The organism is Nitratireductor sp. J20-h4 (assembly GCF_056780505.1).
This window is the reverse complement of sequence record NZ_CM165557.1, coordinates 550,866-577,014: the sequence shown is the minus strand read 5'-3', so window position 1 is coordinate 577,014 and position 26,149 is coordinate 550,866. Positions and strand designations below refer to the sequence as shown.

Below are 26,149 nucleotides of genomic sequence, written 5' to 3'. Positions count from 1 at the left end.
CATGTCGCAAAAGCGCGTCGCCGCCATCGACCAGGGCACGACCTCGACACGCGTGCTGGTCGTGGACGAGCACGGCGGCAGCCAGATCGTCCACGCGCTCCGGCACACGCAACACCATCCTCGCCCCGGCTGGGTGGAGCATGATCCGCTGGAACTGCTGCGCAACGTGTCGGCCTGCGTGGACGCCGCCGGGCCTGTGGACGCGCTTGGCATCGACAATCAGGGCGAAAGCTGCCTGGCCTGGGACGCGGAGACGGGCGATCCCTTGTCGCCGGTCATCGTGTGGCAGGACAAACGGACCGGCGCCATGGCCGACACTTTGCGCGCGGACGGCGCCGAGAGCCTGACGCTGGAACGGGCAGGCCTGCCTCTGGATCCCTATTTTTCCGCGACGAAACTCGGCTGGATCCTCGCCAACGTTCCCGAGGCCCGGCGCGCGCGCGAACGCGGCCGACTGAGGCTCGGCACCACCGACGCCTTCTTTCTCGACCGGCTCGCCGGCCGCTACGTCACCGACGCCACAACCGCCTCGCGCACGTCGCTGATGAACCTGCAGACACTGGCCTGGGACGAGACGCTGTGCGAGCTTTTCGGCGTGCCGATCGAGTGCCTTCCGACGATCGTGCCGAGCGCCGGCCACGTCATCGGCGCGATAGGCCGATCCGCCGTCACCGCCGCGATCGTGGACCAGCAGGCCGCCCTTTTCGGCCACGGGTGCCGGGCGTCGGGCGACGCAAAAATCACCTTCGGCACAGGCGCCTTCGCCTTGGCCGTCACCGGCGATACGATCGTTCGCGCCCCGGAAATCGGCCTGCTGCCGACCGTGGCGTGGCAGATCGGCGCCGAGGTCGTCTACGCGGTCGACGGCGGCGTCTATGACGCCGGCGCCGTGGTCGAATGGCTGCGGCGGATCGGCATCGTGGACAAGGTGGACGCGTTGCGGGATTTTTCCGATCGGCCAGCCATCGACGCCGGACTGGTGTTTGTCCCGGCCCTGTCGGGGCTGGCATGCCCGTGGTGGGACCGCAGCGCGGCCGGCCTTTGGCTTGGCATGACCGCCGCCACAACGCGGTCGCAACTGGCTCAGTCGGCGCTCGAAGGCATTGCCCTGTGCACCGCTCAAGTCGTCGACGCCATGTCGCAGCGCATCCCGATCACCGCCGGCGTATCGATCGACGGCGGGCTGTCGCGGAGCCCGTACTTCTCGCAATTCCTGGCCGACAGCCTCGACCGGACAGTCAGAACGTCGACATTCGACGAGTTGACGAGCTATGGCTGCGCGAGGATGGCGGCCCTTGCCGTCGGCGCGGACATCCCGGCGCGGGCCGGCACCCCCACCGATTTCGAACCGCGCGAGAACGGCGGCTCTGCGCGTCACGAAAAATTCGGGGACGCCGTGGAACGGGCTCGAAACTGGTTCTGAAGCCCTTCATCCCCTTGTCGTCGACCCCGTGCGACAGCGGTTTCGATTGATCCCGCGCCGGCCGGGGGACACAGGCGGCGAATGCGCTCCGGCGCTGTCTCAAGCGGTTCATCCCCGCGTGGGCGGGGGACACGGCAGCGGGTGACGGCCGGTCGCCTCGATCAGCGGTTCATCCCCGCGTGGGCGGGGGACACAGGGGCGGGGCAACACTGGACAAAGCCACCGTCGGTTCATCCCCGCGTGGGCGGGGGACACCATACCAATGGGAGGCTTGCTTTGTTTTACGACGGTTCATCCCCGCCTGGGCGGGGGACACGATCTGCTGGCAGCACTCGGCGGGCCGGATACCGGTTCATCCCCGCGTGGGCGGGGGACACTTCGTCGTCGCGCATTCCGCAAAGATGGGCGCCGGTTCATCCCCGCGTGGGCGGGGGACACTTTACGTGCTGGTCGCGCAGATCGCACCATTCCGGTTCATCCCCGCGTGGGCGGGGGACACCCACCAAGCCGATACGGCCCTTTGGCATATCCCGGTTCATCCCCGCGTGGGCGGGGGACACCGGCACTATCCGCAATTCATCGACACGCTGCGCGGTTCATCCCCGCGTGGGCGGGGGACACAGCCTCGATCTGGGCCGAAAGCTGCGCCCAGGCGGTTCATCCCCGCGTGGGCGGGGGACACTCGTCATCGACAAAATCGATGCGAGTATGGGCCGGTTCATCCCCGCGTGGGCGGGGGACACCGCCTCGGCGTTTTTGGCGGTGATCGTGCCGCCGGTTCATCCCCGCGTGGGCGGGGGGCACGGCACGGACGGCCGCTGGAACGTCGGCTACGGCGGTTCATCCCCGCGTGGGCGGGGGACACTTGTGCTCGGCTTTTCGAAGCACACGCGCGACCGGTTCATCCCCGCGTGGGCGGGGGACACGTGAAGTGACCGACCACGCCAGACATATTCAGCGGTTCATCCCCGCGTGGGCGGGGGACACCCGTTCGGCGCCTCGTGGACAACCGTCTCCACCGGTTCATCCCCGCGTGGGCGGGGGACACCGCTTCCACCATCGGCACGTTGCGGCCTAGGACGGTTCATCCCCGCGTGGGCGGGGGACACGCAACGACCTGTTCGGGCTTTATGAAAAGCGCCGGTTCATCCCCGCGTGGGCGGGGGACACGTGGCGATACCCAAATTCGTCTGATAGTAGACCGGTTCATCCCCGCGTGGGCGGGGGACACGTACGAACAGGGCGGCAGGATGCAGGTTCTAGCGGTTCATCCCCGCGTGGGCGGGGGACACGGCTCGGGCTGCGTGATAGCCAGCGATAGCCGCGGTTCATCCCCGCGTGGGCGGGGGACACTCGGCGCGCGTCACGCGCGTGTCCTTGCCGACCGGTTCATCCCCGCGTGGGCGGGGGACACGACAATCTCATCAGCTCGACCACCGCCTTCTGCGGTTCATCCCCGCGTGGGCGGGGGACACTTCCCCGCGCGGCCCCGGCGCGGCGAGTGCGCCCGGTTCATCCCCGCGTGGGCGGGGGACACTCCTTTTATAAACTTTTCAAAGAACTGGCTTTTTTCAAGCTCTGATTTTCTACCGGCGAATCTCCCTGCCGGCGGACCGGCCCAAAGATCGGCGCCCGGTCACCGCCGCGGGTCGAACGCGACCAGTTTCAGTCCGTCGAAATCGACCGCCCGGCGTCGGTTGCGGCCGAAGGTTTCAAAATCGAAGCCGGCGTCATTGGCAGCCGACCAGGCCAGTACGGCGTCGCCGTCCTCGATCATCTGCTCGAGCTGGTCGCGGATCATCGCGCGCACTTTGCGGGAATAGACGCCCAGATAGACCCCGGCGCGCACCTCGAGCAGCCAGACCGCCAGCCGGCCGCGCAGACGCGGCGGCGCGTTGCTGACCACGACCACGATCATCCGCGCATGCCTTCGTCTCCGCCCGACGCATCGTCGGCAAAAGCGGGCTCCACCACATAGTCCGGTTCTTCGGGCGGCGCGATGTCGCCCGCCGAAAGCACATCCCCGATGGCAGGGATCAGCCGCCCGAGAATGCCGGACTTGCGAAAGCTGTCGCGGCATTCGTGCCGCACCGCCGTCTCGGCGGGTACCCGCAACCGTCCCTTGGCCGCCTCCGCCGCAACCCGAAAAGCCACCGGCACGACGGTTTCGAACTTGAAGAGATCGGCAATGTCATAGACGAAGGACAGCGGCTTGCCGCTGTGGAGGAAGCCGACGGCCGGTGCATAGCCGGCCGCCAGAACGGCGGCTTCGGTGACGCCGTAAAGGCAGGAGGTCGCCGCCGAAAGACAGCGGTTCGGCGTGTCCGACAGATCGAAATTGCCCGGATCGTATTTGCGGCGGGTCCAGTCGATGCCGAACTGGCGTGCCAGCCCCTGATAGATCGTGCGCACCCGCGCGCCCTCGATGCCGCGCAGCTGGTCGACGGAGCGACGCTCCGGCGCGGCCTCACCGAACCGCAGGGCGAACATCCGCCTGACGATCTTCAGCCGCGCCGTTTCGTCCATCGCCAGCCGGCACTGCCACAACAGCCGGTCGGCCCGCGCGCCGCCCGGCTGGCCCGTGGCATAGAGCCGGACGCCGCCCTCGCCGACCCAGATCAGCAATGTGCCGGCGCGGGCGGCGAGCGATATCGCGGCATGGCTGGCGCGCGTGCCGGGCTCCAGCATGATGGCGGCCAGCCCGCCGACCGGAATGACGGTTCTGACCCCGCCGGCGTCGACCAGCACGAAGGCGCCGTCGATCACGTCAAGCTGGCCGCGCTCGACAAACACGATCGAGGCTCTCTCCTTCAACGGGATCGGGCGCGGCGGCGGCGCACCCGGCAATTTCTGGCCGGTCGCGCTCATCCCGGTGCGGGCCTCACCAGCATCAGACCGCACCCATAGGCCTTCATGCGCCCGAAACCGCCGAGCAGGCGCGTCCTGAACGCTGCGGGATCGACGACACGCAGCACGCCCTCCACGTCGGAGATGCCGACCAGCGTCCGGCCCGATTTCCTGGGCATGGGCGGCGATACGGCGCGATATCCGCTCACAAGGAGCCGCTCGACCAAAAACCCGCCAGCGGCGGCGCGGTTGTTCATCCAGTGCTCGACGGCCGCCTGCGCCGCTTCCAGGCGCAGCGCGCCACTGCGCGGGCGCCCGTCGCCGGCCTGTTGCAACCGATGCAGGGCCGCCAGAACGATATCGGTGCGCCGGCCGCGCGCGCCTGTTTCGCCCTTTGCCTTGATGTCGGCGGTTGCGTTCAGCCGCAGCTCGAAGGCGAGGCGCTGGCCCTCGAAAAAATGCACGTCGAACGGCTTTGCCTCGACCTTGAAATAGGGACTTTGCAACGCCGGTTGCGGGCCCAGGACCATGAAGCGGCCAGGCTCATCCATGCGCCGCCACAAGAAAGGCGCCTCGTTGGCGCGGCGCTCCAGCCTGTCGGCGTAAAGCGTCCACAGCAGCCGGTGGTGGAGTGTCATCGCGTCCTCGGCCGGGGCCGGCATCAGATCGCGCAGCAAGGGCGCGACGGCGGCATCGTCGCGTTTCAAGGAAAGCCGGATCAGGTGCGTCATGTCGGCGGCGGTCACGGGCCCGTCTCCCGCGTGTCGGCCCCAAGCAGATATTCGCTCCTGGCGCCGAACTGCCAGGAGCGGCGATCACGCGGATCGTCGCGAAGGGTCGAGCGCTGGACCAGCCGGTTTCCGGCAGCCGGCAGCAGCGACCTGTCGTCGGTCGCGATCAACCCGCTTTCCGGCAGTCCGCCCGCCGAGGCATAGGCGGCAAAGGCTTGCGCGATATCGTCGGCGTCGACGATGCCCGGCGCCAGAGGCAACGAGAGCGAGCAGGCCTTGCGCCCGAGATAAAGCGTAAAGGCCGGCTTCAGGAAGGCCTCCCGCAGCGCAGCCAGCGCCAGCGACGCGTCGTTGCGCAAGGCGTAGGCGCCCAGCCACAGACCGCCGGTGCGGTAGTCGCGGCGGGTAATGGAGGTGTTGCGCGTCCCGCGCGCCAGCGCATCGGCGCGCGTGAAATAACGCTCCCTGGCGCGCAGCACCGATTCGTAGGTGTGAAAGTCGCGCAGAAGCCGGCCCGGATCGAGCGTGCGCGACGCCGTGGACAACGAGGCGCCAAGCGCGGCATTGGCGTCCGCGTCGTCGCGCCTCACGCCGAGCGCCGCTCCGGCCAGACCGAGCAGCGCCGAGCGCGTCGGCCGGTCGAGCGTCTTGCGCTCGACATTGCCGGCGGCGTCGCCGAAAGCCGCCAGCGGCGCACCGAGTTGCACGATCACAAACGCGGTCATGGCCGCGTCCCGCCATCCGCCACCGCCCCGGCGGCGAACGCGGCCAGAGCCTCAAGCGTCGCGGCGCCGTCGTCGCCGACCCGCAGGAACAGATCCTCGTCCCACCACGCGCCATAGCTCCGGGCGAAGGCGGCGCGGCGCTCCCTCAGCCTGTCAACGGAAACATCCATCAATCCAGGCCCGGCAACCGGTCGTTCGAAGGCGGAAAACAGGTTGAGCGGCTGGCCGTCGCCGTGTTCGACCAGCATGAATTCCGGGCGCACATGGTTGGAGAAACTGTTGATCTTGCCGCTCGGCACCGCTTCGCCGAGCGCCTCGACCAGCGTTGCAACGCCGCGTCGCGCAAGCGCGACATCGCCATCCAGATTGTCTTTCAGCAGTTCGGTGTTGACGCAGACATGGATGTAATAGACGCCGGAGCCGAACCCCGCCTCGCCCACGAACCCCGCACCGGCATCCTCGGCCGCCGTTTTGAGGTCGTCCACGGCGGTGTAATAGTCGTCCTCGATGGTCACCGCGTTGGTGGTGAGCGCATGCGAAACCTGAACCGCCGCCTCGCGATTATAGTCCGGATTGTCGGCCAGCATGCGCCCGAACATCGCGATGTCGACGGCCCCGTCGGCCCGCTGCAGCACCTGTTTGGCAAGGTCCTTGCCCGCCGGCAGCTCGTCCCCGGCCAGCGCCTTTTCGGCAAGCTCCAGGGCGCGCGCCTTTTCCCGCGGCGAGACGAAGGCGAGCTGCTCGGTCTGGGCGCCGTCCGACTTGACCTTGCCGAACGCGGCGGCGACCGTGCGCGCGGCGGCGTTGGCGGCGGCCTCGTCGGCGCCACCGGCGATCAGGTGGTCGCGCAAGACCTCGCCGAGCCGCTGCGTCCGCTCGCCCTTGTTGCCGGCCAGCGCGCCGGCAAACGCATCCGACGTGCGCAGCGCGCGCTTCATGGCCTGGCTGGAAATGCGCTGGCGCTGCGCGCCGCCGACGATCGCCGTCTTCGGCCGGCCCAAATCGTCGCGATTGGGGTTCGAAGGCGGATAGTGGGTGAGAAGATGGATCTGGACAAAGCGGCTCATCGGATTTTCCCTCAGCTGTTCGCGGGTTCGGTCGGGGCGGTTTCGGGCACGGCCTCGGCGGGCTCGAACGCCTGCCAGTAATCGAAAATCCAGCGTCGCTGCGCGGCGTCATCGAAATGCAGGATGTCGCCGACCAGTCGCCGCACGCCGAAGCCGCCATCGCCGGCCAAGGCGACGGCGCGGCGCAGCGCGCGGATGCGCAGCCCCGGATCGCCCGACCGCATCGCGACCAGCAGCGACTGAAAGCGCAGCGGCGACATGCGCCGGCCATCGCCTTCGCCCGGCGCGCGGCCATCTGCGGTCTGGCCGAGCGCCCTGGCAAAGCTGATGCGCGGATTGCCGCCGGTCTTGATCGAGGCCAGCACGATGGCCACCAGCAGCAGCACGTCGTCGTCGCCCGTTCGCGAAACGCCCCGGGCGGCGCGCAACAGACGGTGGGCCGCCGGTGTCATCAAGGCGTCGAGCAGGCTCGAGCAGCGGCGCAGTTCCGCCCGGCCGGCACGGTCGCCCTTGCCGCGATCCGTGTCGTGCAGCGCGCTCCACCAGCGCATGATGGCGTCCAGCGTCGGGGTGTCCGGCAGATCGGTGTGCATCGTCATGCCTTTCGTGTCTTGCGCTTCGTCTCCGGGGCCGGCAGATCCAGCCTGTCGAACATCGCGGCACCGAGTTTTCCATAACCGGCGAAGCTCGACTGCAGGTCGTTCCAGGCGCTCGCCACGCGCCGGCCGGTCTCGGGATCGGCGGCGATATCCGGCGTCAGTTCGGTGAACAGCGCCGCAACGCAGTCGCGCAAGCATCGAAGCCAGGCCGGGCCGGAAACGCGCCTTTCGGGGCGGCCCTGTGCGAACGCATCGTGCACATGTGCGTGGAACGCCCCTTCCGTGCGCTCGAAAAAGGCGGACCGCGCCTGTTCGAACAGGCCGCGATCGGTTGCAACGGTGGCGCCGTCCGAAAAATGCGCCTTGCGCAGCGCCATGCGCAGAACCCGATGGGCAAGTTCCCCGACCTCGGAGAACGACCCGGCAAACAACGCCATGTCCCTGGCAAGCTGCGGCTCGGCGCCGAGATAAAGCGGCTTGAGCGCATGCAGATAGGCGATGGCTTCCATATTGTTCATCGCCCAACCGCCCACCATGAGCGCAGGCTGAACCCTGCTTGTCTCGAAGGCGGCCGCGCGGCGGTCGGCCAGCTTGAGGATCTCGGATATTTCCGCCAGATCGCCGCCAGCCGCGCCATAGACGGCCGCCACCCAGTCGCGATAGCCGAAATGCCCCGATTTCGGCTTGGCGCTATAAGGTTCGCCATCTTCTTTCTGCCGCCGATAGGGCGTCAGAGGATGCCGCCAGACGCCGTAATTGACGCCCCATGCCTTCTGCACGAAACCGGTGACGATCTTGCCGGGCGCGCCGGTCATGGCGCAAACCCCTTCCCCGTCGCCGACAAGGCGTATGCGGCGCGGCTGGCCGAAAAAGGCCTGTAGCTCGTGGACCCCGGGGTCGGCGGCCGAGACCGTGCGCCCGCCATTCGCTGCGTCCGACAAGATCGTCGGCGCCAGCCAGGGCAAGGCGCGTGGCAGCGAGGCGGCGGTCACGCCCTCGCCCAGCAGCGGCAGATTGGCGAGGATCACCCGCCACAGCGGCGCGGGTTCGCCCGACGCATCGTCCAGCGTGACCAGCGTGGTGAGCGGCCCGCCGCCGCGCATCGAGGTGCGGTTGCCGGCGCCGCCGGCGGGGGCGAATTGCTGCAAGGCGTAAAGCGCCATCGCCGCGGCCGGCAGACCAAGCGCCGGGTATCGGCCGCGCCATGTCAGAAGGTCGGCGTTCTTTTTCTGGCCGTTGGCGCCGGGCGTATCGATCAGAAGCGCCTCGACCGGGATTGGCTCGCCGTCGAAGGCTTCAAGATCCTGCATGAACCGGGGCCCGTCGCCGAGCAGGTCGAAAGCGTGGACGAAGGCCTGCGTGTCGCGCTCGACCTCCTCGGGCGACGGAGGGTCGTCCCAAAGGCCGCGCCAGCCATCGTGGGATTGCGGTCGAAACAACAGCAGCGTCAGCCCGACCGCCAGTTCGCATGCAGCGATATTGAAGTCGGCGCGCGGCCAGTCGAAGGCGACCGGCGCCTCGGGGCCGTCGATCACGGCAAGTTGCGCCAAGCTTGCCCAGCGCCGCCGCCCGGAGCGGGTGACAACCGGAAACAACGCATCGCGCAGCAGATTGAAGGACATAAGAAGAAGCCCCTTGTCCAGCGGCACCGCAATGCCGCTGGTTTTTCGCGACGTTTTAGGCTAAAAAGGCGGTCAATGACCGCTCGTCATCTTCTGAGCATGGTGAGAACACACCTCTCGGATCTTGACTGACTTCGGTTGCCAAACGTTCAGTCAGTAGCGGTTTGAGTCGCGACCATCGGTGTTTCAACCGATGGTCGCAATCTCTCTTACGCGACTACTGGAGGCGATGTCAAGGCGTGCAATCGCGTTACACATTACGACTTAATTCTTCCCATCATCTGGGCATTTCGATCAGCGGATCATCCTCCCCGCGAATGCGGGGCACTTTCGACCTGTTGCAAGCGCGTTGCGCACTACGACGGTTCATTCCCGCTGACGCGGGAAATAGGGAAAGACCAATGTGAAGGACCAAAGTCAAGCCGTCGGCGTTCCCACAAGCCAACATCAAGCGGCCGATCAGCCTTGGTGACCGCTAGGCAAAAGCCATCAAGGTCACGTTGACCTCGTCGAGCCTGTGCATAAATCTTTCATTGTCTGCTTGGCGGTGATTTGCATGATCGATGCAGCACATTCCCACCTTGGGAAACTTACCCCATATCGTCTCGCTCGCGGCGGACAAGCCCAACTTCGGCCGTATAGGCAAGGTCGGCGCCAACCGACAGGACCGCGCCGTCGCCGTCCACCTCGGCGATAAGGATCGTGTGCTCGAATTTTGGCCAACGCGCCTTGATCGCCTCAAACTCTGGCGCCTGCTGCGGCGGCTGCTCGTTTCCCAACCGCCATTTGGCGCAAGCCATTTCCGACAACGCCCATAAGAGCGGCTCGTCGGCGCCGGCCAGGGTGGCCCACGGAACGAGCCGGCCGTCGACGCGGCGCGCCAGGCGCAGCGTCGCCTGTTCCTCGCCCAGACGGGTGCCGATGTCTTCGTTGTTGCGCAATTCGCCGGCAAGGATTGCATAGCCGTCCTCCGGCTTGATGACATTCAACCTGCCGAGGGTCTGTTTCCCGTGTTCGTCGCCCTGTTCCTTGAGCGCTCCGGCGCGCAGACATGCGGGCAAATCGTCCCCGTTCGCCGCGTAGGCAGTGTCCAGCATCTCCCGAAAGCCCGGCTCGTCCGGCCGCGGCAGGGACCCGAACGCGAACAGATGTTTCGCCGAGCGCCACATGACGCCGGGATGGCGATAGACGAAGGCGCCGTCGCCAAGCGCCGGCGTCAGCCAGCGTGGCGATCGCACGCCCGCCGGATCGGGCGCCACGACAGCCAGACACGGCGTCGACATTGGACGCTCCTTCGCGGGGCGCGGCGTCATGTGCCGCCAGAGCCGGCCGGCGCGCTGAACGATCAGGTCCACCGGCGCCAGATCGCTGACCATGAAATCGAAATCGAGATCCAGGCTCTGTTCGATCACCTGTGTGGCGACCAGGATTTTCCCGGCGCGCCTGCTGGCGTCGGCGTTCCTGCCGAACGTGTCCAGCACGCGACGCTCGATCGCCATGCGGTCTGCCATGGCGAAGCGGGCGTGAAAAAGCAACACCGCATCCGGATCGCCCGACAAGGCAAGCACGGCGGCATGGGTGGCGATCGCTTCGTCGACCGCATTGCAAACGATCGCCACGGCCGCGCCCTGCTGCGCCGCTGTTACCGCCTCGACCGCTGCCTCGGCGCGGTTTTCCAGACGTTTCACCGCCACGCGCGGACGACCGGGATCGAAATAGACCGTCGGCCGTTCCAGCGAACCGCCGGCATGGACCTGCGTCAACAGCGGAAAGGCCCGGCTCGACAATTCCATCGGCGGCGGCTTGCGTGCCTCTTCCTGCTCGCTGCGCGACAGCGCGGAAACGTCGATTCCGGATCGCGGCTGCCAGCAAGCGTGCCGGAAAGCCGATGCGAAGGCTTGACGCAGATCACTGGTCAGCGTCGCCGAAAGAACGATCACCGAGCCGCCGTTAATGGCGTGCAGCCGCAGCAGCGCCAGCATCTCCTCGCCCATATAGGCATCGAAACTGTGGGCCTCGTCGACGATCAGAATGCGGTTGGCGAGGGCGAACTGGCGCAGCGTCAGGAATTTCTTGCGCAACACGGCCAGAAACGCCTGATCGATCGTGCCCGCGCCAATGTCGGCAAACAAGGCCTTGCGGCGGCTGTCGGCGATCCAGTCGTTGCAATGCGCAGCGACCCCACCCGGATTTTCGCCGGCGCCGAGGCGGGTGATCCGCCGCGCCAGGCCGGCCTTGCCGTGCGCAAGCACCAACGAGGGCTCGACCGCGTCCTCCGGTTTGAAAAAGGCCCTGTGACATGCCGCCAACCGCTCATGCATGGCGTTGGCCGTCGCCATAGTCGGCAGCGCAAAATAAATGCCCTCGCCCTTGCCGGCACGCATCAGGCGCGAGGCCAGCATCAACGCCGCTTCGGTTTTGCCGGCGCCGGTCATGTCCTCGACGATGAAGAGGTTGGGGCCAGGTTCGATCGCGACCTCGCCGATCGCGGCCTGCATGGGGCGCAGGCCGTCATGCGTCAGCCCGAGCGACGGCCACGCGACCGTGGCGGTCGCCGGCGGCGCGAGGCCGCGTTCCCGGATCGCGCGACGTGCCATCGCGCGCGCCGCGTCCCAATAGGCCGAGGCGTCAAAAGGCTGACGCGCGCTGGTTTCAGGCGCCGGAAAACCGGATGCGATCCAGTCGGCGGTCGTCACCAGACCATTGAGAAGCAGCGACACCCTCGTCAGCCGCGCCTTGCCAATGGGTTCGAACCCCTGCCCCGCCAGGACGCCGACCAGAGCTTCGGCGGCCTCGGCGGCAGCGTGCAGGCAAGCGTCGGGCAGGGCCCGCTTCTCCGAGCGCAGCGTACGCGCCGTCACGCGCGGGCCGGAAACGCCCAGCCATTCGGTTTCGGGCGGCCGGCCATGATGTCCCGCCGTAACAGCCACGATCTCGTCGCGGATCTCCCTCCACCCGGCTCCGAACGCACGTTCGAGCGATGCCGCCACGCCGCCCTCATGCATCAGCAACGCGGTGTAGCACCAATGGCTGCCATCTATGCCGACCTCGCCCAGCCGGCCGAGCGCGGCCGCCGGCCAGAGATCCGGCCGTTTGGCCTGAAAGGGAGCCGAAAACTTGCCGAGATCATGCAGCCCGGCAAGCAGCGCACTGAACTTCCGGGCCACGGGCCCCGGCACACCAAGCGCATGCGAAAGCCTGGCAAGGAACGCCGGACGGCACTCCAGCAGTTCGTGCGCAACGGCGGCGGCATCGAACAGATGATGCACCACGGGTTTCGGCGAGGACGAGGCGTCGCCCTCATAGGTCTTGCCCCAGAACGCGAGCATGTCCGGCGCGGCGGAGGCGGAAAGACGCTGTCCGTTTTCGTTCATGAGCGGCCGTCCATGTTCCAAAAGGCAGCGTCGCAACGGCCAATCCAATCGGATTGCTGCTGCGACCTCAAACGGAAAAACGGCGTGCAGCCTGTTGTTTCGCTTGGTCCAGGCCCCGCTTGACCATGCTCATTTGGCCGCAGATCGTCTTCGGGCCGGCGCGTCTCAGCGGGTCGTCCAGGCGGCGGCCAGTATGGCCAGCGCGGCCAGCGGCAATTGCCGTCGCAGCGCAGCCAGCCGTTCCGGCGAAAAATGCCCCGCCTGCCCCATCATGTTGATTAACCCGACGGGCCTACCGGCCACGATCACCGGCACATTGGCGAGCGCGCCATAACCCTGTTCGGCGAAAAAGACGTCGAAACCGGGCAGCCAGCGTTCGATTTCCGGACCGTCATTGGCGATAATCGGCTCGCCCCGGCCGAAAAGTTGGCGGAACCAGGCCGTATCTTCGACGCGGTCGGCGTCGCCGAGCGGGTATTGCGCCGGATTGGAGGAAAAAAGCCGGGTCAGCACGCGCCCGCCGGGGGTCGGCGCGAGCACGGTCAGAAGGTCGTATCCGACCGCCCGCGCCACGCGCTCGGCCAAAAGCGCAAACAGCGCGTCCGGTCCGCGGGCGACGGCTTCGGGCAGGCCGGCGGCGGTGGCCGTCATCACCTCACCCGCCGATCAGGGTCAGGTCGCGGGAAAAGCCGGTCAGAGAGCGGCAGCCCTGTGGCGTCACCAGCACGTCGTCCTCGATGCGCACGCCGATCTCACCCGGCCGGTAGAGACCGGGTTCGATGGTGAACACCATACCCGGCTCCATCGCCTGATGGTTGCCGATCATCACCTGCGGCGCCTCGTGCACGTCCTGGCCGAGGCCGTGACCGGTCTTGTGGACGACGAGATCGGCAAATCCCGCCTCGACCATCACGTCGGTTACGCCCTGGTCGAGCTCGTGCAGCGACAGGCCGGGCCTGGAAACGGCGCGGCCATGCGCGTTGGCGGCCGCCACCGCCGCGTAGATCTGGCGATGCTCGTTGCTGACGGTCTCGACGAATACGGTGCGGGTGATGTCGGCATTGTAGCCGCCCCAGGCGGCGCCGAAATCGATCAACAGCGCGTCGCTCCTGGCCAGCACGCGCTCCGCGCTCGGCTCGCCATGCGGATCGGCGGCGGCGGCGCCGGTCAGCACGATCGGATCGAAGGCGGCACCGTCGGCGCCGTGTTCGAGCATCGCCGCCATCAACACCCCACGCACGGCGCGCTCGCTCATGCCGGCCACGGTCGCGGCCAGCGTGTCGGCCAGGGCTGCCTCGCTGATGGCGATCGCGCGCTCGATCGCCGCGATCTCGGCCTCGTCCTTGTGCAGGCGCATGCGCGAGATCGCCGCATGCGCGTCGATGACCGGGGTGTCGCGAAAGGCGTGGCGGATCGCGTTCGCCTCGAAGACGCGCATGCGCTGGCCCTCGACCCCGATGCGCGAGGCGTTGAGCCTGGCCGCGACCGCGGCGAAGGCATCGGCATACCCGTCCGAATCCTGCCAGTAGGCGGTTTCCACCTCCGGCGCCAACGCCGCCCAGCGCGCCTTTTCCAGTACCGGAACCACGGCGTGCATCGCGCCGGAGCGGGTCACGAACAGTACCGTCGGCCTTTCCATCAGATGAAAATTGGCGCCGGTCAGATAATAGAAATTCGCGCCCGGCACGATCGCGACCGCTTCGGCGTCGGTAGCCTCCATCGCCGAAAGCAGACGCTCCCGCCGGGTCAGCCTGAGTTCTGAGTCGATCATTTCGGGTTCCTCAATCCGTCGCCGAGCGAAAAGTTCACGCCGACCTTGGGTTCCAGCGAGCGTTGCACCACACGCAGTTCCGACATCACGTGGGCGCTGGCCGCCTCCTCCGAGCCCATGGCGTCTCCGGCCTCGATCGCAGCGGCCATGGCCGCGTGTTCGGCAAGGCTGCGCTCGGCCTCCTCGGCATTGAAGATCGGGTAGTAGTGCAACAAATGCATGCGCCGGCCATAGTCGAGCGCCAGCCGATAGAAATTGCCGAGAAAGCCGTTGGCGCTGGCTTCGGAAATGGCGAGATGAAAGGCAAGGTCGGCCGCCGCGATCGCGTGGATGTCGCCGCCCTCGACCGCCGTGGAATAGCGGGCCTGGCACTGCCTGACGACGGCGAGGGCGTTTGGCGTGCGCACTTCGGCCGCAAGCCGGTTGATGGCGCGCGACAACAACATCAGCGTGTCCATGTATTCATGTGCATTGCTCATCGTGTGCGGCGTGACGATGGCGCTGCGTCCCGGCAGAAACGTGACCAGATCCTCGCGCGACAGCATCAACAGCGCCTCGCGCACCGGCGTGCGCGACAGACCAAAGCGAGCGGCTAGCGCGACCTCGTCGAGAGCCGTCCCCGGCGCCATGCGCAGCGACAGGATGTCCTCGCGCAGTTCCTCGTACACCGCCGTCGAACCGCGCCCGCGTTTGGCCGGCGGGCCCTCATGGCCGTCGCTCGCACCAGACTTCATCCTGGCCTTCTTCGTCGTGCTCGGTGCCACGTCCTACTCCCTGCAACCGTTGGGTCCGCTGTTGTTCGCGCTCAATATCGAGTGAGCGCGACCCGGCAAAGCGAAAAATCCGGCTTCAAAATTCCAGTTGCATAAAGTTTGTATTATGACTACGCTTCGACGTCTAGAGGGTTCGTTTGCATTTGTGGGAGGAGACGCAATCATGAATTCACTGCAAAGACTGGCCGCGTCGGCTGCGGTCTTGACCTTCGCCCTTTCGGGTACCGCGGCCGCAAAGGACTGGAAGGTCGCCTTCTTCGCGTCGTCGGCCCAGAACGGCTTCAATCAGGCCGTCTATGAGGGTGTGGAGAAGAAGGCCAAGGAACTCGGCAATATCGAAACCGCCATCTATGACGGCCAGTTCGACGCCGCGCGCCAATACAGCCAGATCGAGGACGTGCTGGCCGGCGGCCAGTTCGATGCCTTTATCGTCGTACCCAACGACACGGTCGGCATCGCCGGAGCGGTCGAGCAGGTCGGCGCGGCAGGCAAGCCGCTGGCCACGGCGCTGTTTCCGATCGGACCGGATCTGTCCAAGCTGGAGCCGCAGGTGCCGGGCGTCACCGCGACCGTGGCCAGCCCGCCCGCCGACGGGGCACGCGCCCAAGCCGAGGACGTGGTTGAATTCTGCGCCGAGCGCGATCCCTGCAAGGTCGTCATCATGATCGGCCAGCGCATCTATCCGTTCGACAATCTGCGCTACGAGGCCTATCGCACGGTGCTGGACAAGCACGCCAACATCAAGGTGGTGGCCACCGGCGAAGGCAATTACGATCCCGACAAATCGCTGTCGGTGATGCAGGACATCCTGCAGGCCAACAACGATATCGACGTCGTGCTGTCCAATGCGGATCAGCATTTGATCGGTGTCGAGATCGCTCTGGAAGCCGCGGGCAAGTCGGTTGCCGACCTCTATCTGTCCGGCGGCGGCGCCGCCTCGGTCGCCATCGAGGCGATCCGCGAGGGCCGCTGGGACGTGACCCTTGCCCATTTCCCGGTATCGATGGGCGAATACGCGCTCGACACCGTCGTCAAGGTGCTGGAGGGCAAGGACGCGCCCACGGTCATCAACATGGACGAGGTCGGACCGGTGCCGGCCCTGATCGACGCCGCCGTGCTCGAAAAGCATCCCGACTTCAAGGGCGAGTGGGCGCAATAGGCGCTTCCGGCCGGCTGCATTGCATGGCGGCCGGCCATAGCTGCAATCACCATCTGGGAGAGTTGACGTGACGGGCAGGTCCTATCGCGTGTCGGCCGATATCGGCGGCACATTCACCGATATCGTGTTTCAGGATGCCGACACCGGCGATTGCGAGGCGCACAAGGTGCTCTCGACGCCGGACAACCCTGCGCTCGCCGTGATCGAAGGCGTCGATCGCCACCTGCCCGAGGGCGCCGATGTCGCCTTCTTCGTGCACGGCACGACGGTCGGCCTCAACGCGGTCCTGACGCGGCGCGGCGCGCGCGTGGCGCTGTTGACGACGCAGAATTATCGCGACGTCTACACGATCCAGGGTAACGACCGCGGCGAGATCTTCTCCATCCACTGGCGCAAGCCGCGCCCGCTGGTGGAGATCCCCGACACCTACACCGTCAACGAGCGTATCAATGCCAAGGGCGAGGTGGAAACCGCGCTCGACGAACGCGAGCTGGACCGGCTGATCGCCGCGGTGCGCGACAAGAACTACGAGGCGATCGCGGTCTGCCTGCTGTTTTCGTTCAAGAACCCCGCGCACGAACTGGCCGTCGAAGCCTATCTGCGCAAGCACCTGCCCGACATCGCAATCACGCTGTCGCATCGGGTCTCGCCGGAATGGCGAGAATTCGCGCGCACGTCGACGACGGTGATGGACGCCTATGCCGCGCCCGTGGTGCGGCGCTATCTCGACACGCTGGTGAGCCGGCTGTCGGCGCGGTTGCCCGAAGGGCGGCAATTGCACGTGATGAAGTCGAACGGCGGCGCCATGACGGCGGGCGCGGCGACCGAGATGCCGTTGCAGACGCTGCTGTCGGGCCCGGTCGGCGGCACGATCGGCGGACGCACGCTGGCCGAGACCACCGGCCGGTCGAACCTGATCTGTGTCGACATGGGCGGCACCTCCTTCGACGCCAGCCTGATCATCGACGGCCAGCCTTCCGCCTCCAACGAGGCGGAACTCGAAGGCCTGCCGATCCAGATGTCGGTGGTCGACATCCACGTCATCGGCGCGGGCGGCGGCTCGATTGCCTGGCAGGAGGCCGGCGCGCTGCGAGTCGGGCCGCAATCGGCCGGCTCGGTGCCGGGGCCGGCCTGCTACGGGCGCGGCGGCACGGAGCCGACCGTCAGCGACGCCAACCTCGTGCTCGGCCGGCTCGATTCGTCGAATTTCGCCGGCGGCTCAATGACGCTCGACCGCGACAAGGCCCGGATGGCGGTGAAAAAACTGGCCGACCGGTTCGACATGTCGACCGAGGCGATGGCGCAGGGCATGATCGACATCATCAACGCCAAGATGGCCGATGCGATCCGTACCATCACCATCCGACGCGGCATCGACCCGCGCAATTTCGCCCTGGTCGCCTATGGCGGCGCCGGCCCGGCCCAGGCGGCGGCGCTGGCCCAGCAGCTCGACATCAAGGAGGTCATCATACCGGTAATGCCGGGGGCGTTTTCGGCCTGGGGCATGCTGCAGACCGACGTGCGGCACGACTTCAAGATGACCTATTACGGTTACTGGCACGAGATCGCACCCGAAGACCTGGCCGAGAAATTCGACAGCCTGGAAGAAAACGGACGCGACTACCTGCGCAAGGAGGGCTTCACGGACGCCGAGATCTCCTTCGAACGCTTTGCCGACTTTCGCTATCACGGCCAGGAATATGTGCTGACGATCCCGGTTCCGGCTGGCCCCGTAGACCTGAACGCCGTGCGCGGCAGCTTCGACGCGGCCTATGAACGCCAATACGGCCACTCCAGCCCCGACGCGGTGGTCGAGGTCGCCAATATTCGCGTCGCCGCGCTCGGAACGCTGGAGCGGCCTGCCATTCCCGATCCAAGGGCGACCCAGCCAACCGCCGCGCGCGGGCGCAAGGTCTATTTCGACGGCACCGAGCACGAAACGGCCATCGTCAACCGCTCCGAGATCGCAGCCGGCGAAACCGTCGAAGGACCAGCCATCATCGAGGAGGCGACCGCCACGACATTGCTGCCGCCCGACTGGCGGGCCGAGGTAATCGCCGGCGGCCAGCTTCTCCTGACACATCGCTAGGCCGCGGAGGAACCAGACCATGGCTCACGCCGACCCGATCACCACGGAAGTGGTCCGCAATTTCGTCATCTCCTGCGCCCAGGACATGAATGCCGCCCTGTGGCGTTCGGCGTTCTCGGCGATCATCTACGAAGGCCGCGACAGCGCCGTGGCGCTGCTCGACGAAGAGGGCAACATGCTCGGCCAGTCGACCGGTGTGCCGCTGTTCGTCGGCGCGATCGACGCCTGTGTGAAACTGGTGCTCGACCGTTACGGCGACGACATCCATCCCGGCGACATCTTCATCCTGAACGATTCCTACCTGCAGGGCACGCATCTGCACGACGTCACCGCCATCGGGCCGCTGTTCTACAAGGACGAGCTCGTCGGCTTCGGCGCCGCGCGCGCCCACTGGCAGGACATCGGCGCGATCGATCCCGGCTCGACCATGGGCTCGACCTCGATCTTCCACGAGGGCCTGCGGCTCGGCCCGACGCGCATCGTCAGCCGTTTCAAGCGGATTCCGGAGTGGTACGATCTTTTGACCCGCAACACGCGGCTCAAGGACATGACGATCGGCGACCTCAACGCCCAGATCACGGCGATCCGCACCGGCGAGCGCCGTCTCGGCCAGATCCTCGACCGGATCGGAGCGGACACCTATCGCGCCGCCTGCGCCAACATCTTCGAGCAGGCGCGGCTGCTCGACCGCGAGGCGATCGCCAAGCTGAAGGACGGGACCTATTCCCGCGAGGGCTACCTCGACGATGACGGCGTCGGCACCGAGCCGGTGAAAGTCGCGCTCAGCCTGACGATCGAAGGCGAACGCATGATCATCGATCTGGACGGTTCGTCGGGACCGGTCGAGGGCTCGATCAATTGCGGCGCGGTGCAGACCGGCTCCCTGCTGCGGCTCGCCTACAAGACCATGATCAACCCGGACCGCGCGATCACTGGCGGGTCGTTTTCGACCATGGAGGTGCGCATCCCCGAAAAGTGTATGTTCAACGCCAAGGAGCCCGCGGCCTGCGAATGGTATTTCACCGGGCTCGGCCTGCTCGCCGACCTGATGATTTCCTGCCTGGGCGAGGCGATGCCGGAGAAGGCGACAGCGGCCCACTACGGCGATTCCATGGTGGCGGCCTTTTTCGACATGGATCCCGAGCGCGGCCAGTGGATTTCCGTCGAGCCGACAGCCGGCGGCTGGGGCGGCACCGTCGGACAGGACGGCGAAAGCGCGCTGATCAACCTCGTCAACGGCGGTTTCCGCAACCTGCCGGCCGAGGTCTATGAGACCAAGTTCCCGGTGCGGGTGGAGGAGTTTTCTCTGCGCCGCGATTCCGGCGGGGCGGGACGCTGGCGCGGCGGCTGTGGCGTCGTGCGCAGCTATCGGCTGCTCGACGATTGTTTCGGCGCGCTGTGGTTCGAACGGTCCAAGACGCCGGCCTGGGGCATCAAGGGCGGCAGCGACGGCGCCGGGCCGGACAACGATATCGTGCTGCCGGACGGCTCCGTCGAAAAACCGCTCAAGATGCGCGCCAAGCGTTTTCCAAAAGGCACGCTGGTCGTCACCCGCACCGGCGGCGGCGGCGGTTATGGCGATCCCAGGGCGCGGCCCGAAGACGAAGTGCTCGCCGACGTTCTCGCCGGCACGGTCTCGCACGAGGCGGCGCGTTCGCTCTATGGTGTGGCGGTGACCGAGGATGGCGCCATCGATGCCGCCAACACCGCACCGCGCCGGCAGGAAGCGGCGTCGGACTGATCGATCTGGCGAAAGGACGTTGCGGTCGATGGACGAAACGGTGACGTACAGCCATGAAGCACACGGGAGCGGCGATGAGGCTGCCCCGTGCATCAGCCTGCGGGGCGTTTCAAAATCGTTCTCCGGCGTCAGCGTGCTGCGCGACATCGATATCGACTTTAAAGCCGGCGAAATTCACGGCCTGATCGGCGAAAACGGCGCCGGCAAGTCCACGGTCGGCAAGATCGTGGGCGGCTACTACACGCGCTCGGGCGGGGCGCTCACCGTCTTCGGCGAGACGGTCGGGCATTGGGACCCGCCGCAGGCGCTGGGGCGCGGTGTCGCCATGATGCACCAGGAACTGCAACTGGTGCCCGACCTCACCGTCGCCCAGAACGTTTTTCTGGGCATCGAGACCAGCCGCGCCGGCTTTCTGGCCGGCGACGAGGCAGCGCGGTTGGCCGAGATCGCCGCATTCGCCGGCTTCGATCTCGACCCGTTGGCGCGGGCCGGCACGCTCAGCATCGCCGACCAACAGAAGGTCGAGATCATGCGCGCGCTGGCGCGCGAGGCGCGCGTGATCGTGATGGACGAGCCGACCTCCTCGCTGACGCATGACGAGGCCGAGCGCCTGCACGGTGTCATGACGCGACTGCGCGACCGCGGCCACACCATCATCTACGTCTCGCATTTCCTCGATCACGTGCTTGCCGTCTGCGACACCGTCACCGTGATGCGCGACGGGGCAATTATCCGCACCGGCCCGGCGAAGGACGAAACCAAGGCATCGCTGATTACGGCGATGATCGGCCGGTCGGCCCAGGACGTCGCCTATCCCGAATTGCCGCCCGAACCGCGGCGCAGCGGCACGCCGCTGCTTTCGGTACACGGCCTGTCGACCGAAACCGGCGTGCGGTCCGCCGATCTCGCGCTTTATCCGGGCGAAATTGTCGGGCTGGTCGGGCTGGTCGGCAGCGGACGCACCGAAATCGTGCGTGCGATCTTCGGCGCCGACCCGGCCCTTTCGGGCACGGTCGAAATCGACGGCGAGCCGTTCGATGAGCGTTCGCCTCACGCCGCGATCGCACGCGGTCTTGCCATGGTGCCGGAAGACCGGCGCAAACAGGGTCTCGTGCTCACCCAGCCGGTGCGGGCCAACATGACGCTGCCGCATCTCGGTACATTCGCCAGGGCTGGCCTGATCGGCAAACGTGATGAACGCGGAGCGGTCGCCCGGCTCGTCGACTATTTCGACGTGCATCCGAACCAGGTCGACGGTCAGGTGGTCAACTATTCCGGCGGCAACCAGCAGAAGGTGGTGATGGGCAAATGGATCCTTGGCGATCCGCAAATCATCATTCTCGACGAGCCCAGCCGCGGCGTCGACATCGGCGCGCGCCGGCGCATTCACGAATTCATCGGCGAGACGGCGCGCCGCGGCGCCGGCATTCTTCTGATTTCCTCGGAGATCGAGGAAGTGATGGGCCTGGCCCACCGCGCCTACACCGTGTCCGGCGGACGCGTGACGGGCCAGTTCGTGCCGCGCGAGACCACCGTCGACAAGGTCATATGGCGCCTGTTCCACGAACAGGAGCAGCAGGAGGCAAAGAAAAGCGCATGAGTGCCACCAATACGACCCCCGAAGCATCCGCCGCCCCCCTGCTGCCGGTGCTGCGGTTCCTGCAAACCTATGCCGTGGCGGTGATGATCGCGGCCCTGATCGTTCTTCTGACGATCCTCAGCGATTCGTTCCTGACGCTGCAGAACCTGATCAACATCTTGAACCAGAACGCGCCGCTGGCGATCATGGCCTCGGCGATGACGCTGGTCATCATCTGCGGCGGGTTCGACCTCTCCGTGGGAGCGATCTTCGCCGTCGGCGGCGTGGTCGCGGCCGCGCTGGCGCTGCAGGTGCATCCGGTGGCCGGGCTCATCGCAGCGCCGCTGGTCGGCATGGCGCTCGGCTTTGTCAACGGCCTGACCATCACCGCGCTGAAGATCCATTCCTTCCTGGCCACGCTCGCCACCGGCCTGGTCTATCGCGGCATCGCGATCCTGATCACCGGCGGCACGCTCATTCCCGTGCGCCTCGACGCCTTCACCTGGCTCGGGCGCGAGCGGATCGGCCCGGTCTATGTCGCGGTGCTCGTGCTGATCGCATTCGCCGTCATCTTGACGGTGGTGCTCACCAGGACCACGCTCGGCCGAAAAATGTTCGCGGTCGGCGGCAATGAGGAAGCCTCGATCCTGTCGGGCATCCGCACCCGGCGCATCAAGATCATCGCGTTTTCCATCAACGGCTTCGCAGCCGGCCTTGCCGCCGCGATCGCGGTCTCGCGGATTTCGCTTGGCCAGGCCACGGCCGGCACCGGCATGGAACTGGAGGCGATCGCCGCCGTCATCATCGGCGGCACCAGCATCTATGGCGGCCAGGGCGCGGTGTGGCGCTCGGTCGCCGGCGTGTTCATGCTCGCGCTCGTCAATAACGGCTTCAACATCCTCAACGCCGATCCGTTCTACAAGGACCTGACGACCGGGCTGATCATCGTCGCCGCGGTCGCGATCAGCGCCAGCGGCAGACGCAACTAACAAGGGAAGGCATACCGTCCGGGCGACACGGCCGACATCTTTGCCCCGGCACGGGCTTGCGCCGGCGTTGACTGTTCAGCCGCTTCGGAACGCTGTTGCTTCTTGCGGCGCGGCCAGCAGCGCCGCGCCGACCAGGCCCGATTCGGGGCCGAGCCCGGCAACCCTCAGTTCCGGGCACAGCGGCGCCGGGCGCCACAGGCTCTCTTCGAGCGCGCGCCTGCACGCGGTAAGATAGGTCGGGCTCGCCGACGGCATCCCGCCGCCCAGAACGACCGCTTCGGGGTCGAGCACGTTGGCCAGGAAACCGAGCGCGCGGCCCAGCAGCGCGCCGGCGCCCGCGACGATGACACGCGTGCTCGCGTCGCCGGCTTCCGCCCGGGCGATCAGCACGGCTACGGACGGCACGGCCAGCCCCGCCGCGCGGGCACGCATCAACATGCCCGCGCCGCCGGCGATGTCTTCGATGCTGACCGGCTCGCGGCGCGGATCCTCCTCGACCAGGTGGCTCATGCCAAGCCCCATCGCCCGGCCGCGACATCCCAAATAAGGCACGGCGCCGCGCATCACGACGCTGGCAATGCCGGTCCCGGCATTGGCGTAAAGCCAGTCGCCCAGTCCGCGCCCGACGCCGAAACACGCCTCGGCCACGGCCGCGGCGCGGACATCGGAATCGAGTACCAAAGCCGGTGCGAACGAAAACGCCGCGCGGACTTCGGCCGACGTCCACGGCACGCGGTGCGCACTGACGATCTCGCCGGCCCTGTCGACGGCCTCGCAGATGCCGACCCCGACAGGAAGAGCCTCGTCAGCTGCCAGTGCGCGCGCTTCTTCGGCAACCCGGCCGAGAAAATCGCCCCCGGCGCGCTCATGCGCCGGGGTTTCGAGCCGCACAGTGCGCTCGACCCGCCCGCCGACCGTGTCGACCAGGCCGATGACGGTCTTGCTGCCGCCGACGTCGATACCGATTGCGTTCATGCGCCGTCAGCTCACACGCCCTTGTCGCCCAGTCCGGGGCCGACACCGAAGACGAAGCTTGCCGGCTCGCCGCGCAGATTGGCGTATTGGTGGCGCGTGCCGTCGGGAAAGAAGAAGCCGTCGCCCGGATTGAGCTCGAACCAGACCTGGCCTTCCCTGTCCGGGCACAGGACATGCAGGCAGCCCGAAAGCACATAGAGACATTCGTCGCCCTTGCGGGTGATCATCGAGGATTTGCGCCCAGGCAGCACGGTCGTCTTGCCGCTTTCCAGATGTTCCGTGGCCGCGTAAAGGCCGGTGATGACACCCTGATCCTCGGGGTCGAGTTCCCAAAGCAGGTCCGCGTCGCGCAAGGTCTTGATGGTCGCGGTCTGCTTTTCCTCGTCGGCGGCCATCGGCCAGCGGCCGATGAAACGCTCCTGGCGATAGGTCGACTGTTCGAGATAGGGACGGGTGCGGGCATAGACGCCCGACGTGCCGGTCGACGGCGGCGGCGAGAAATATTCGAGCACGCGCACCGGCTTGTCGGACAGGCTGAAACCGTGATGCCAGGTGTCCTTGCGGAAGAAGATCGCCTCGCCTTCCTGGACGATGCGGACCTCGCCGGTTTCCGGATTGGCCGCGCCGAACGTGCCCGACAGCACGTAAAGCACCTCGTCGGCGCCGAACACGGTGCGGTAATCTTCCGAATGTTTGAAACCCGTGCCGCCGGCCAGGCTGAAGACGAGCTGGTGGATCTTGTCGGTGGAGGCGTAGATCAGGTCGTCGACCAGTCCGGCTCCGGCATCGCCCCACACATGACGCGTAACCTCGGCATAGGGGATGTGGGTCGGCCTGTCGAAAACAGGCCGCGGCGACGATTTGTAGCCCATTGGAAACTCTCCGCTGAAGGGTGTTTCAAGGCGCGAGCGGATCGCCCCTTGTTTTTGTACCGTCCGGACAGTACAAAGAACTATGAGCAAGCGCAAGACCTCTCACCCGACGGTCCAAAAATTGCTGGACACCGCTGAGACCATCGTCGCCAGGGACGGTCTCGTCGGCCTCACCTACGACCGGGTTTCGAAGGATGCCGGCGTCGCCAAGGGCACGGTGCTTTATCACTTCGCCTCGAAGGAAGACCTCATCACCGCGATGATCGAACGGCTGGTGTCGCGCTTCGACGCCGCGCTGTCGCACGCGATGGGCTCCGATCCCGACGCGAGCGGACGGGCCGTGCGCGCCTATATCGCAGCCACCCACGAAGGCGACGCCTTCACCGGGGAATATTTCGACCGGGTGAACGGCGCCATCACCGCCGCGCTCGCCAACACGCCCGAACGGCTTGCCGCCGTCCAGGCCCAGGGCCGCCGCCACCAGGACGCCATCATCGCCGACTCGCCCGATCCCGTGCTCGCCACGATCGTGCGCATGGCGATCGACGGCCTGTGGTTCTCGGAAAGCCTCGGCCTGATGAACTACGACCCCATGCTCAAGGCGGCGGTTCTCGCCCGCCTGAAGTCATGGACCTACGGCAAGGAGACGCCTGCCGCCCGCAACACACCCCAGGAACAACAACAGGGAGAAAAGAATGCAACGTAATCACGCCAAACCGCGCCACGGCCTCGACCGCCGCAGCTTCATCGCCGCCGGCACGGCGGCCGCGGCAATGCTGACGCTTCCGCGTTCGGCCATGGCCGCCACGCAATTGTCGTGGATCGGATGGCAAGGCTACGATGCCCCCCTCAAGGCCGATGACTTTCTGAAGAACAACGACATCGACCTGTCGACCACCTATATCAGCTCGAACGAGGAGATCATCACCAAGCTGCAGGCCGGCGGGGCCGGTCAACTCGACCTGATCTCGATCTATTTCGGGCACATCCCGATCCTGGCCAATGCCGGGCTGGTCGAACCCATCGACGAAGCACGCGTGCCGGGCATCGAGAAAATCTTCCCCGAATTCCTCGACGTCGACACGATCCGCAAGGACGGCAAGCTCTACGCCGTGCCCTTCACCTGGGGTACCTTGTCGATGGTCTACGATCCCGCCGCGATCGCCAAACCGGCCTCGTGGAAGGACTGCCTGAAGGACGAATACAAGGGCAAGGTCTCGCTTACCGACGACATTACCGGCCTGATCTCGACCTGGGCGCCGATCGTCACCGGCACCAAGACGCCGACCCGCCTGACGCCGGATGAGCTGAAGCAGACGATCGACTTTCTGATCAAGATCAAGCGCGAGCACGCCCGCACCCTGTCGCCCAACTACGGCGAGGCGACCGACCTTTACGCTCGCGGCGAGGTCGTCATTTCGGCGATCGGCTGGGACGCGCAGGTGGCCTTCGCCGCCGAAAAGGACAAGCAACTGGCTTTCGTACGCCCGCAGGAAGGCGTGATGGTCTTCATGGATACGCTGGCCATTCCGAGCGGTGCGCCCAACCGCGACGCCGCCTACAAGGCACTGTCGCAGGCGATCTCGGCGAGCGGACAGACGGTGATGGCGTCCGATCTCACCCAGGCCGTCGTCAGCAGCGACGCCGTCCCGCTGGTCGATCAGGTCAACCGCGAAGTCTATCAGTACGGCGACTTCGAAAGCCTGTTCCAAAGTGCCCGCTTCAACCCGTTCTGGCCGCTGCAGGACGACGGCGAGCACGCCAGCTACGACCAGATCCAAGAAGAGTACCAGCGCTTCCTGCGAGCCTGATC

21 protein-coding genes and 1 CRISPR repeat array are annotated in these 26,149 nt (G+C 66.7%); of the genes, 8 read left to right on the top strand and 13 right to left on the bottom strand.

Annotated features, from left to right (window positions below; translation table 11 throughout):
* Position 1: 1 nt before the first annotated feature.
* The gene (locus ACT2B0_RS02780) at positions 2–1,423 is read left to right on the top strand and encodes an FGGY family carbohydrate kinase (protein ID WP_473461205.1); all 1,422 of its coding nucleotides are present in this window, start codon (positions 2–4) and stop codon (positions 1,421–1,423) included.
* A 104-nt stretch (positions 1,424–1,527) separates the two neighbouring features.
* Positions 1,528–2,960: a CRISPR direct-repeat array (repeat unit 29 nt; unit sequence CGGTTCATCCCCGCGTGGGCGGGGGACAC).
* Between the two features lie 99 nt (positions 2,961–3,059).
* Here ACT2B0_RS02780 and cas2e read toward each other — a convergent pair.
* From cas2e to ACT2B0_RS02725, 11 genes are all read right to left on the bottom strand, one after another.
* A complete protein-coding gene (cas2e, locus tag ACT2B0_RS02775) occupies positions 3,060–3,341 on the bottom strand; it encodes a type I-E CRISPR-associated endoribonuclease Cas2e (protein ID WP_473461202.1) in 282 nt (93 codons plus the stop codon).
* Entirely contained in the window at positions 3,338–4,291 is a 954-nt protein-coding gene (gene cas1e, locus ACT2B0_RS02770; protein ID WP_473461200.1) for a type I-E CRISPR-associated endonuclease Cas1e, read from the bottom strand. Before cas1e ends, cas2e begins: the two co-directional genes overlap by 4 nt.
* Positions 4,288–5,016 (bottom strand): type I-E CRISPR-associated protein Cas6/Cse3/CasE, encoded by a 729-nt coding sequence (gene cas6e, locus ACT2B0_RS02765; protein WP_473461196.1) that lies wholly within the window; start codon positions 5,014–5,016, stop codon positions 4,288–4,290. The genes cas1e and cas6e overlap by 4 nt, the downstream gene beginning before the upstream one ends.
* Positions 5,013–5,726: a type I-E CRISPR-associated protein Cas5/CasD gene (gene cas5e / locus ACT2B0_RS02760; RefSeq protein ID WP_473461194.1), complete on the bottom strand. Its 714-nt coding sequence runs from the start codon at positions 5,724–5,726 to the stop codon at positions 5,013–5,015. The genes cas6e and cas5e overlap by 4 nt, the downstream gene beginning before the upstream one ends.
* Positions 5,723–6,793 (bottom strand): type I-E CRISPR-associated protein Cas7/Cse4/CasC, encoded by a 1,071-nt coding sequence (gene cas7e, locus ACT2B0_RS02755; protein ID WP_473461191.1) that lies wholly within the window; start codon positions 6,791–6,793, stop codon positions 5,723–5,725. The genes cas5e and cas7e overlap by 4 nt, the downstream gene beginning before the upstream one ends.
* Positions 6,794–6,804: 11 nt before the next feature.
* On the bottom strand, positions 6,805–7,392 hold the full coding sequence (casB, locus tag ACT2B0_RS02750; RefSeq protein ID WP_473461189.1) for a type I-E CRISPR-associated protein Cse2/CasB: 588 nt from the start codon (positions 7,390–7,392) through the stop codon (positions 6,805–6,807).
* Positions 7,389–9,014, bottom strand: a complete 1,626-nt coding sequence (gene casA / locus ACT2B0_RS02745) for a type I-E CRISPR-associated protein Cse1/CasA (protein ID WP_473461186.1) — start codon at positions 9,012–9,014, stop codon at positions 7,389–7,391. Before casA ends, casB begins: the two co-directional genes overlap by 4 nt.
* A 590-nt stretch (positions 9,015–9,604) precedes the next feature.
* Positions 9,605–12,388 (bottom strand): CRISPR-associated helicase Cas3', encoded by a 2,784-nt coding sequence (gene cas3 / locus ACT2B0_RS02740; RefSeq protein ID WP_473461184.1) that lies wholly within the window; start codon positions 12,386–12,388, stop codon positions 9,605–9,607.
* Between the two features lie 165 nt (positions 12,389–12,553).
* The gene (locus tag ACT2B0_RS02735) at positions 12,554–13,039 is read right to left on the bottom strand and encodes a GAF domain-containing protein (protein ID WP_473461182.1); all 486 of its coding nucleotides are present in this window, start codon (positions 13,037–13,039) and stop codon (positions 12,554–12,556) included.
* Positions 13,040–13,043: 4 nt separating this feature from the next.
* Positions 13,044–14,159, bottom strand: coding sequence for a M24 family metallopeptidase (locus ACT2B0_RS02730; protein ID WP_473461181.1), 1,116 nt, complete (start codon positions 14,157–14,159; stop codon positions 13,044–13,046).
* Complete coding sequence (locus ACT2B0_RS02725; RefSeq protein ID WP_481658447.1) at positions 14,156–14,923, bottom strand: GntR family transcriptional regulator; 768 nt, start codon at positions 14,921–14,923, stop codon at positions 14,156–14,158. Before ACT2B0_RS02725 ends, ACT2B0_RS02730 begins: the two co-directional genes overlap by 4 nt.
* A gap of 172 nt (positions 14,924–15,095) precedes the next feature.
* On the opposite strand from ACT2B0_RS02725, the gene ACT2B0_RS02720 reads away from it, so the two are divergent.
* The 5 genes from ACT2B0_RS02720 (at position 15,096) to ACT2B0_RS02700 (ending at position 22,489) form a co-directional block, all read left to right on the top strand.
* Positions 15,096–16,091, top strand: coding sequence for a sugar ABC transporter substrate-binding protein (locus ACT2B0_RS02720; protein WP_473461176.1), 996 nt, complete (start codon positions 15,096–15,098; stop codon positions 16,089–16,091).
* Positions 16,092–16,158: 67 nt separating this feature from the next.
* Complete coding sequence (locus ACT2B0_RS02715; RefSeq protein ID WP_473461174.1) at positions 16,159–18,180, top strand: hydantoinase/oxoprolinase family protein; 2,022 nt, start codon at positions 16,159–16,161, stop codon at positions 18,178–18,180.
* Between the two features lie 19 nt (positions 18,181–18,199).
* Positions 18,200–19,921: a hydantoinase B/oxoprolinase family protein gene (locus ACT2B0_RS02710; RefSeq protein ID WP_473461171.1), complete on the top strand. Its 1,722-nt coding sequence runs from the start codon at positions 18,200–18,202 to the stop codon at positions 19,919–19,921.
* A 40-nt stretch (positions 19,922–19,961) separates the two neighbouring features.
* Complete coding sequence (locus ACT2B0_RS02705; protein WP_473461169.1) at positions 19,962–21,521, top strand: sugar ABC transporter ATP-binding protein; 1,560 nt, start codon at positions 19,962–19,964, stop codon at positions 21,519–21,521.
* On the top strand, positions 21,518–22,489 hold the full coding sequence (locus ACT2B0_RS02700; protein ID WP_473461166.1) for an ABC transporter permease: 972 nt from the start codon (positions 21,518–21,520) through the stop codon (positions 22,487–22,489). The genes ACT2B0_RS02705 and ACT2B0_RS02700 overlap by 4 nt, the downstream gene beginning before the upstream one ends.
* Before the next feature lie 75 nt (positions 22,490–22,564).
* Here the strand turns inward: ACT2B0_RS02700 and ACT2B0_RS02695 are convergent, their stop codons facing one another.
* Both ACT2B0_RS02695 and ACT2B0_RS02690 read right to left on the bottom strand, forming a co-directional pair.
* Complete coding sequence (locus tag ACT2B0_RS02695; RefSeq protein ID WP_473461164.1) at positions 22,565–23,464, bottom strand: ROK family protein; 900 nt, start codon at positions 23,462–23,464, stop codon at positions 22,565–22,567.
* Between the two features lie 11 nt (positions 23,465–23,475).
* Entirely contained in the window at positions 23,476–24,336 is an 861-nt protein-coding gene (locus tag ACT2B0_RS02690; protein ID WP_106572256.1) for a cupin domain-containing protein, read from the bottom strand.
* 121 nt (positions 24,337–24,457) lie between these two features.
* Between ACT2B0_RS02690 and ACT2B0_RS02685 the strand changes: the two genes are divergently transcribed.
* Both ACT2B0_RS02685 and ACT2B0_RS02680 read left to right on the top strand, forming a co-directional pair.
* Positions 24,458–25,042: a TetR/AcrR family transcriptional regulator gene (locus ACT2B0_RS02685; protein ID WP_473461161.1), complete on the top strand. Its 585-nt coding sequence runs from the start codon at positions 24,458–24,460 to the stop codon at positions 25,040–25,042.
* Positions 25,032–26,147: an ABC transporter substrate-binding protein gene (locus tag ACT2B0_RS02680; RefSeq protein ID WP_127595926.1), complete on the top strand. Its 1,116-nt coding sequence runs from the start codon at positions 25,032–25,034 to the stop codon at positions 26,145–26,147. The genes ACT2B0_RS02685 and ACT2B0_RS02680 overlap by 11 nt, the downstream gene beginning before the upstream one ends.
* Positions 26,148–26,149: the final 2 nt, after the last annotated feature.

Coding starts and splice junctions, on each gene's coding strand:
- ACT2B0_RS02780 (WP_473461205.1), top strand. CDS start 2: ATGTCGCAAAAGCGCGTCGCCGCCATCGACCAGGGCACGACCTCGACA.
- cas2e (WP_473461202.1), bottom strand. CDS start 3,341: ATGATCGTGGTCGTGGTCAGCAACGCGCCGCCGCGTCTGCGCGGCCGG.
- cas1e (WP_473461200.1), bottom strand. CDS start 4,291: ATGAGCGCGACCGGCCAGAAATTGCCGGGTGCGCCGCCGCCGCGCCCG.
- cas5e (WP_473461194.1), bottom strand. CDS start 5,726: ATGACCGCGTTTGTGATCGTGCAACTCGGTGCGCCGCTGGCGGCTTTC.
- cas7e (WP_473461191.1), bottom strand. CDS start 6,793: ATGAGCCGCTTTGTCCAGATCCATCTTCTCACCCACTATCCGCCTTCG.
- casB (WP_473461189.1), bottom strand. CDS start 7,392: ATGACGATGCACACCGATCTGCCGGACACCCCGACGCTGGACGCCATC.
- casA (WP_473461186.1), bottom strand. CDS start 9,014: ATGTCCTTCAATCTGCTGCGCGATGCGTTGTTTCCGGTTGTCACCCGC.
- cas3 (WP_473461184.1), bottom strand. CDS start 12,388: ATGAACGAAAACGGACAGCGTCTTTCCGCCTCCGCCGCGCCGGACATG.
- ACT2B0_RS02735 (WP_473461182.1), bottom strand. CDS start 13,039: ATGACGGCCACCGCCGCCGGCCTGCCCGAAGCCGTCGCCCGCGGACCG.
- ACT2B0_RS02730 (WP_473461181.1), bottom strand. CDS start 14,159: ATGATCGACTCAGAACTCAGGCTGACCCGGCGGGAGCGTCTGCTTTCG.
- ACT2B0_RS02720 (WP_473461176.1), top strand. CDS start 15,096: ATGAATTCACTGCAAAGACTGGCCGCGTCGGCTGCGGTCTTGACCTTC.
- ACT2B0_RS02710 (WP_473461171.1), top strand. CDS start 18,200: ATGGCTCACGCCGACCCGATCACCACGGAAGTGGTCCGCAATTTCGTC.
- ACT2B0_RS02700 (WP_473461166.1), top strand. CDS start 21,518: ATGAGTGCCACCAATACGACCCCCGAAGCATCCGCCGCCCCCCTGCTG.
- ACT2B0_RS02695 (WP_473461164.1), bottom strand. CDS start 23,464: ATGAACGCAATCGGTATCGACGTCGGCGGCAGCAAGACCGTCATCGGC.
- ACT2B0_RS02690 (WP_106572256.1), bottom strand. CDS start 24,336: ATGGGCTACAAATCGTCGCCGCGGCCTGTTTTCGACAGGCCGACCCAC.
- ACT2B0_RS02680 (WP_127595926.1), top strand. CDS start 25,032: ATGCAACGTAATCACGCCAAACCGCGCCACGGCCTCGACCGCCGCAGC.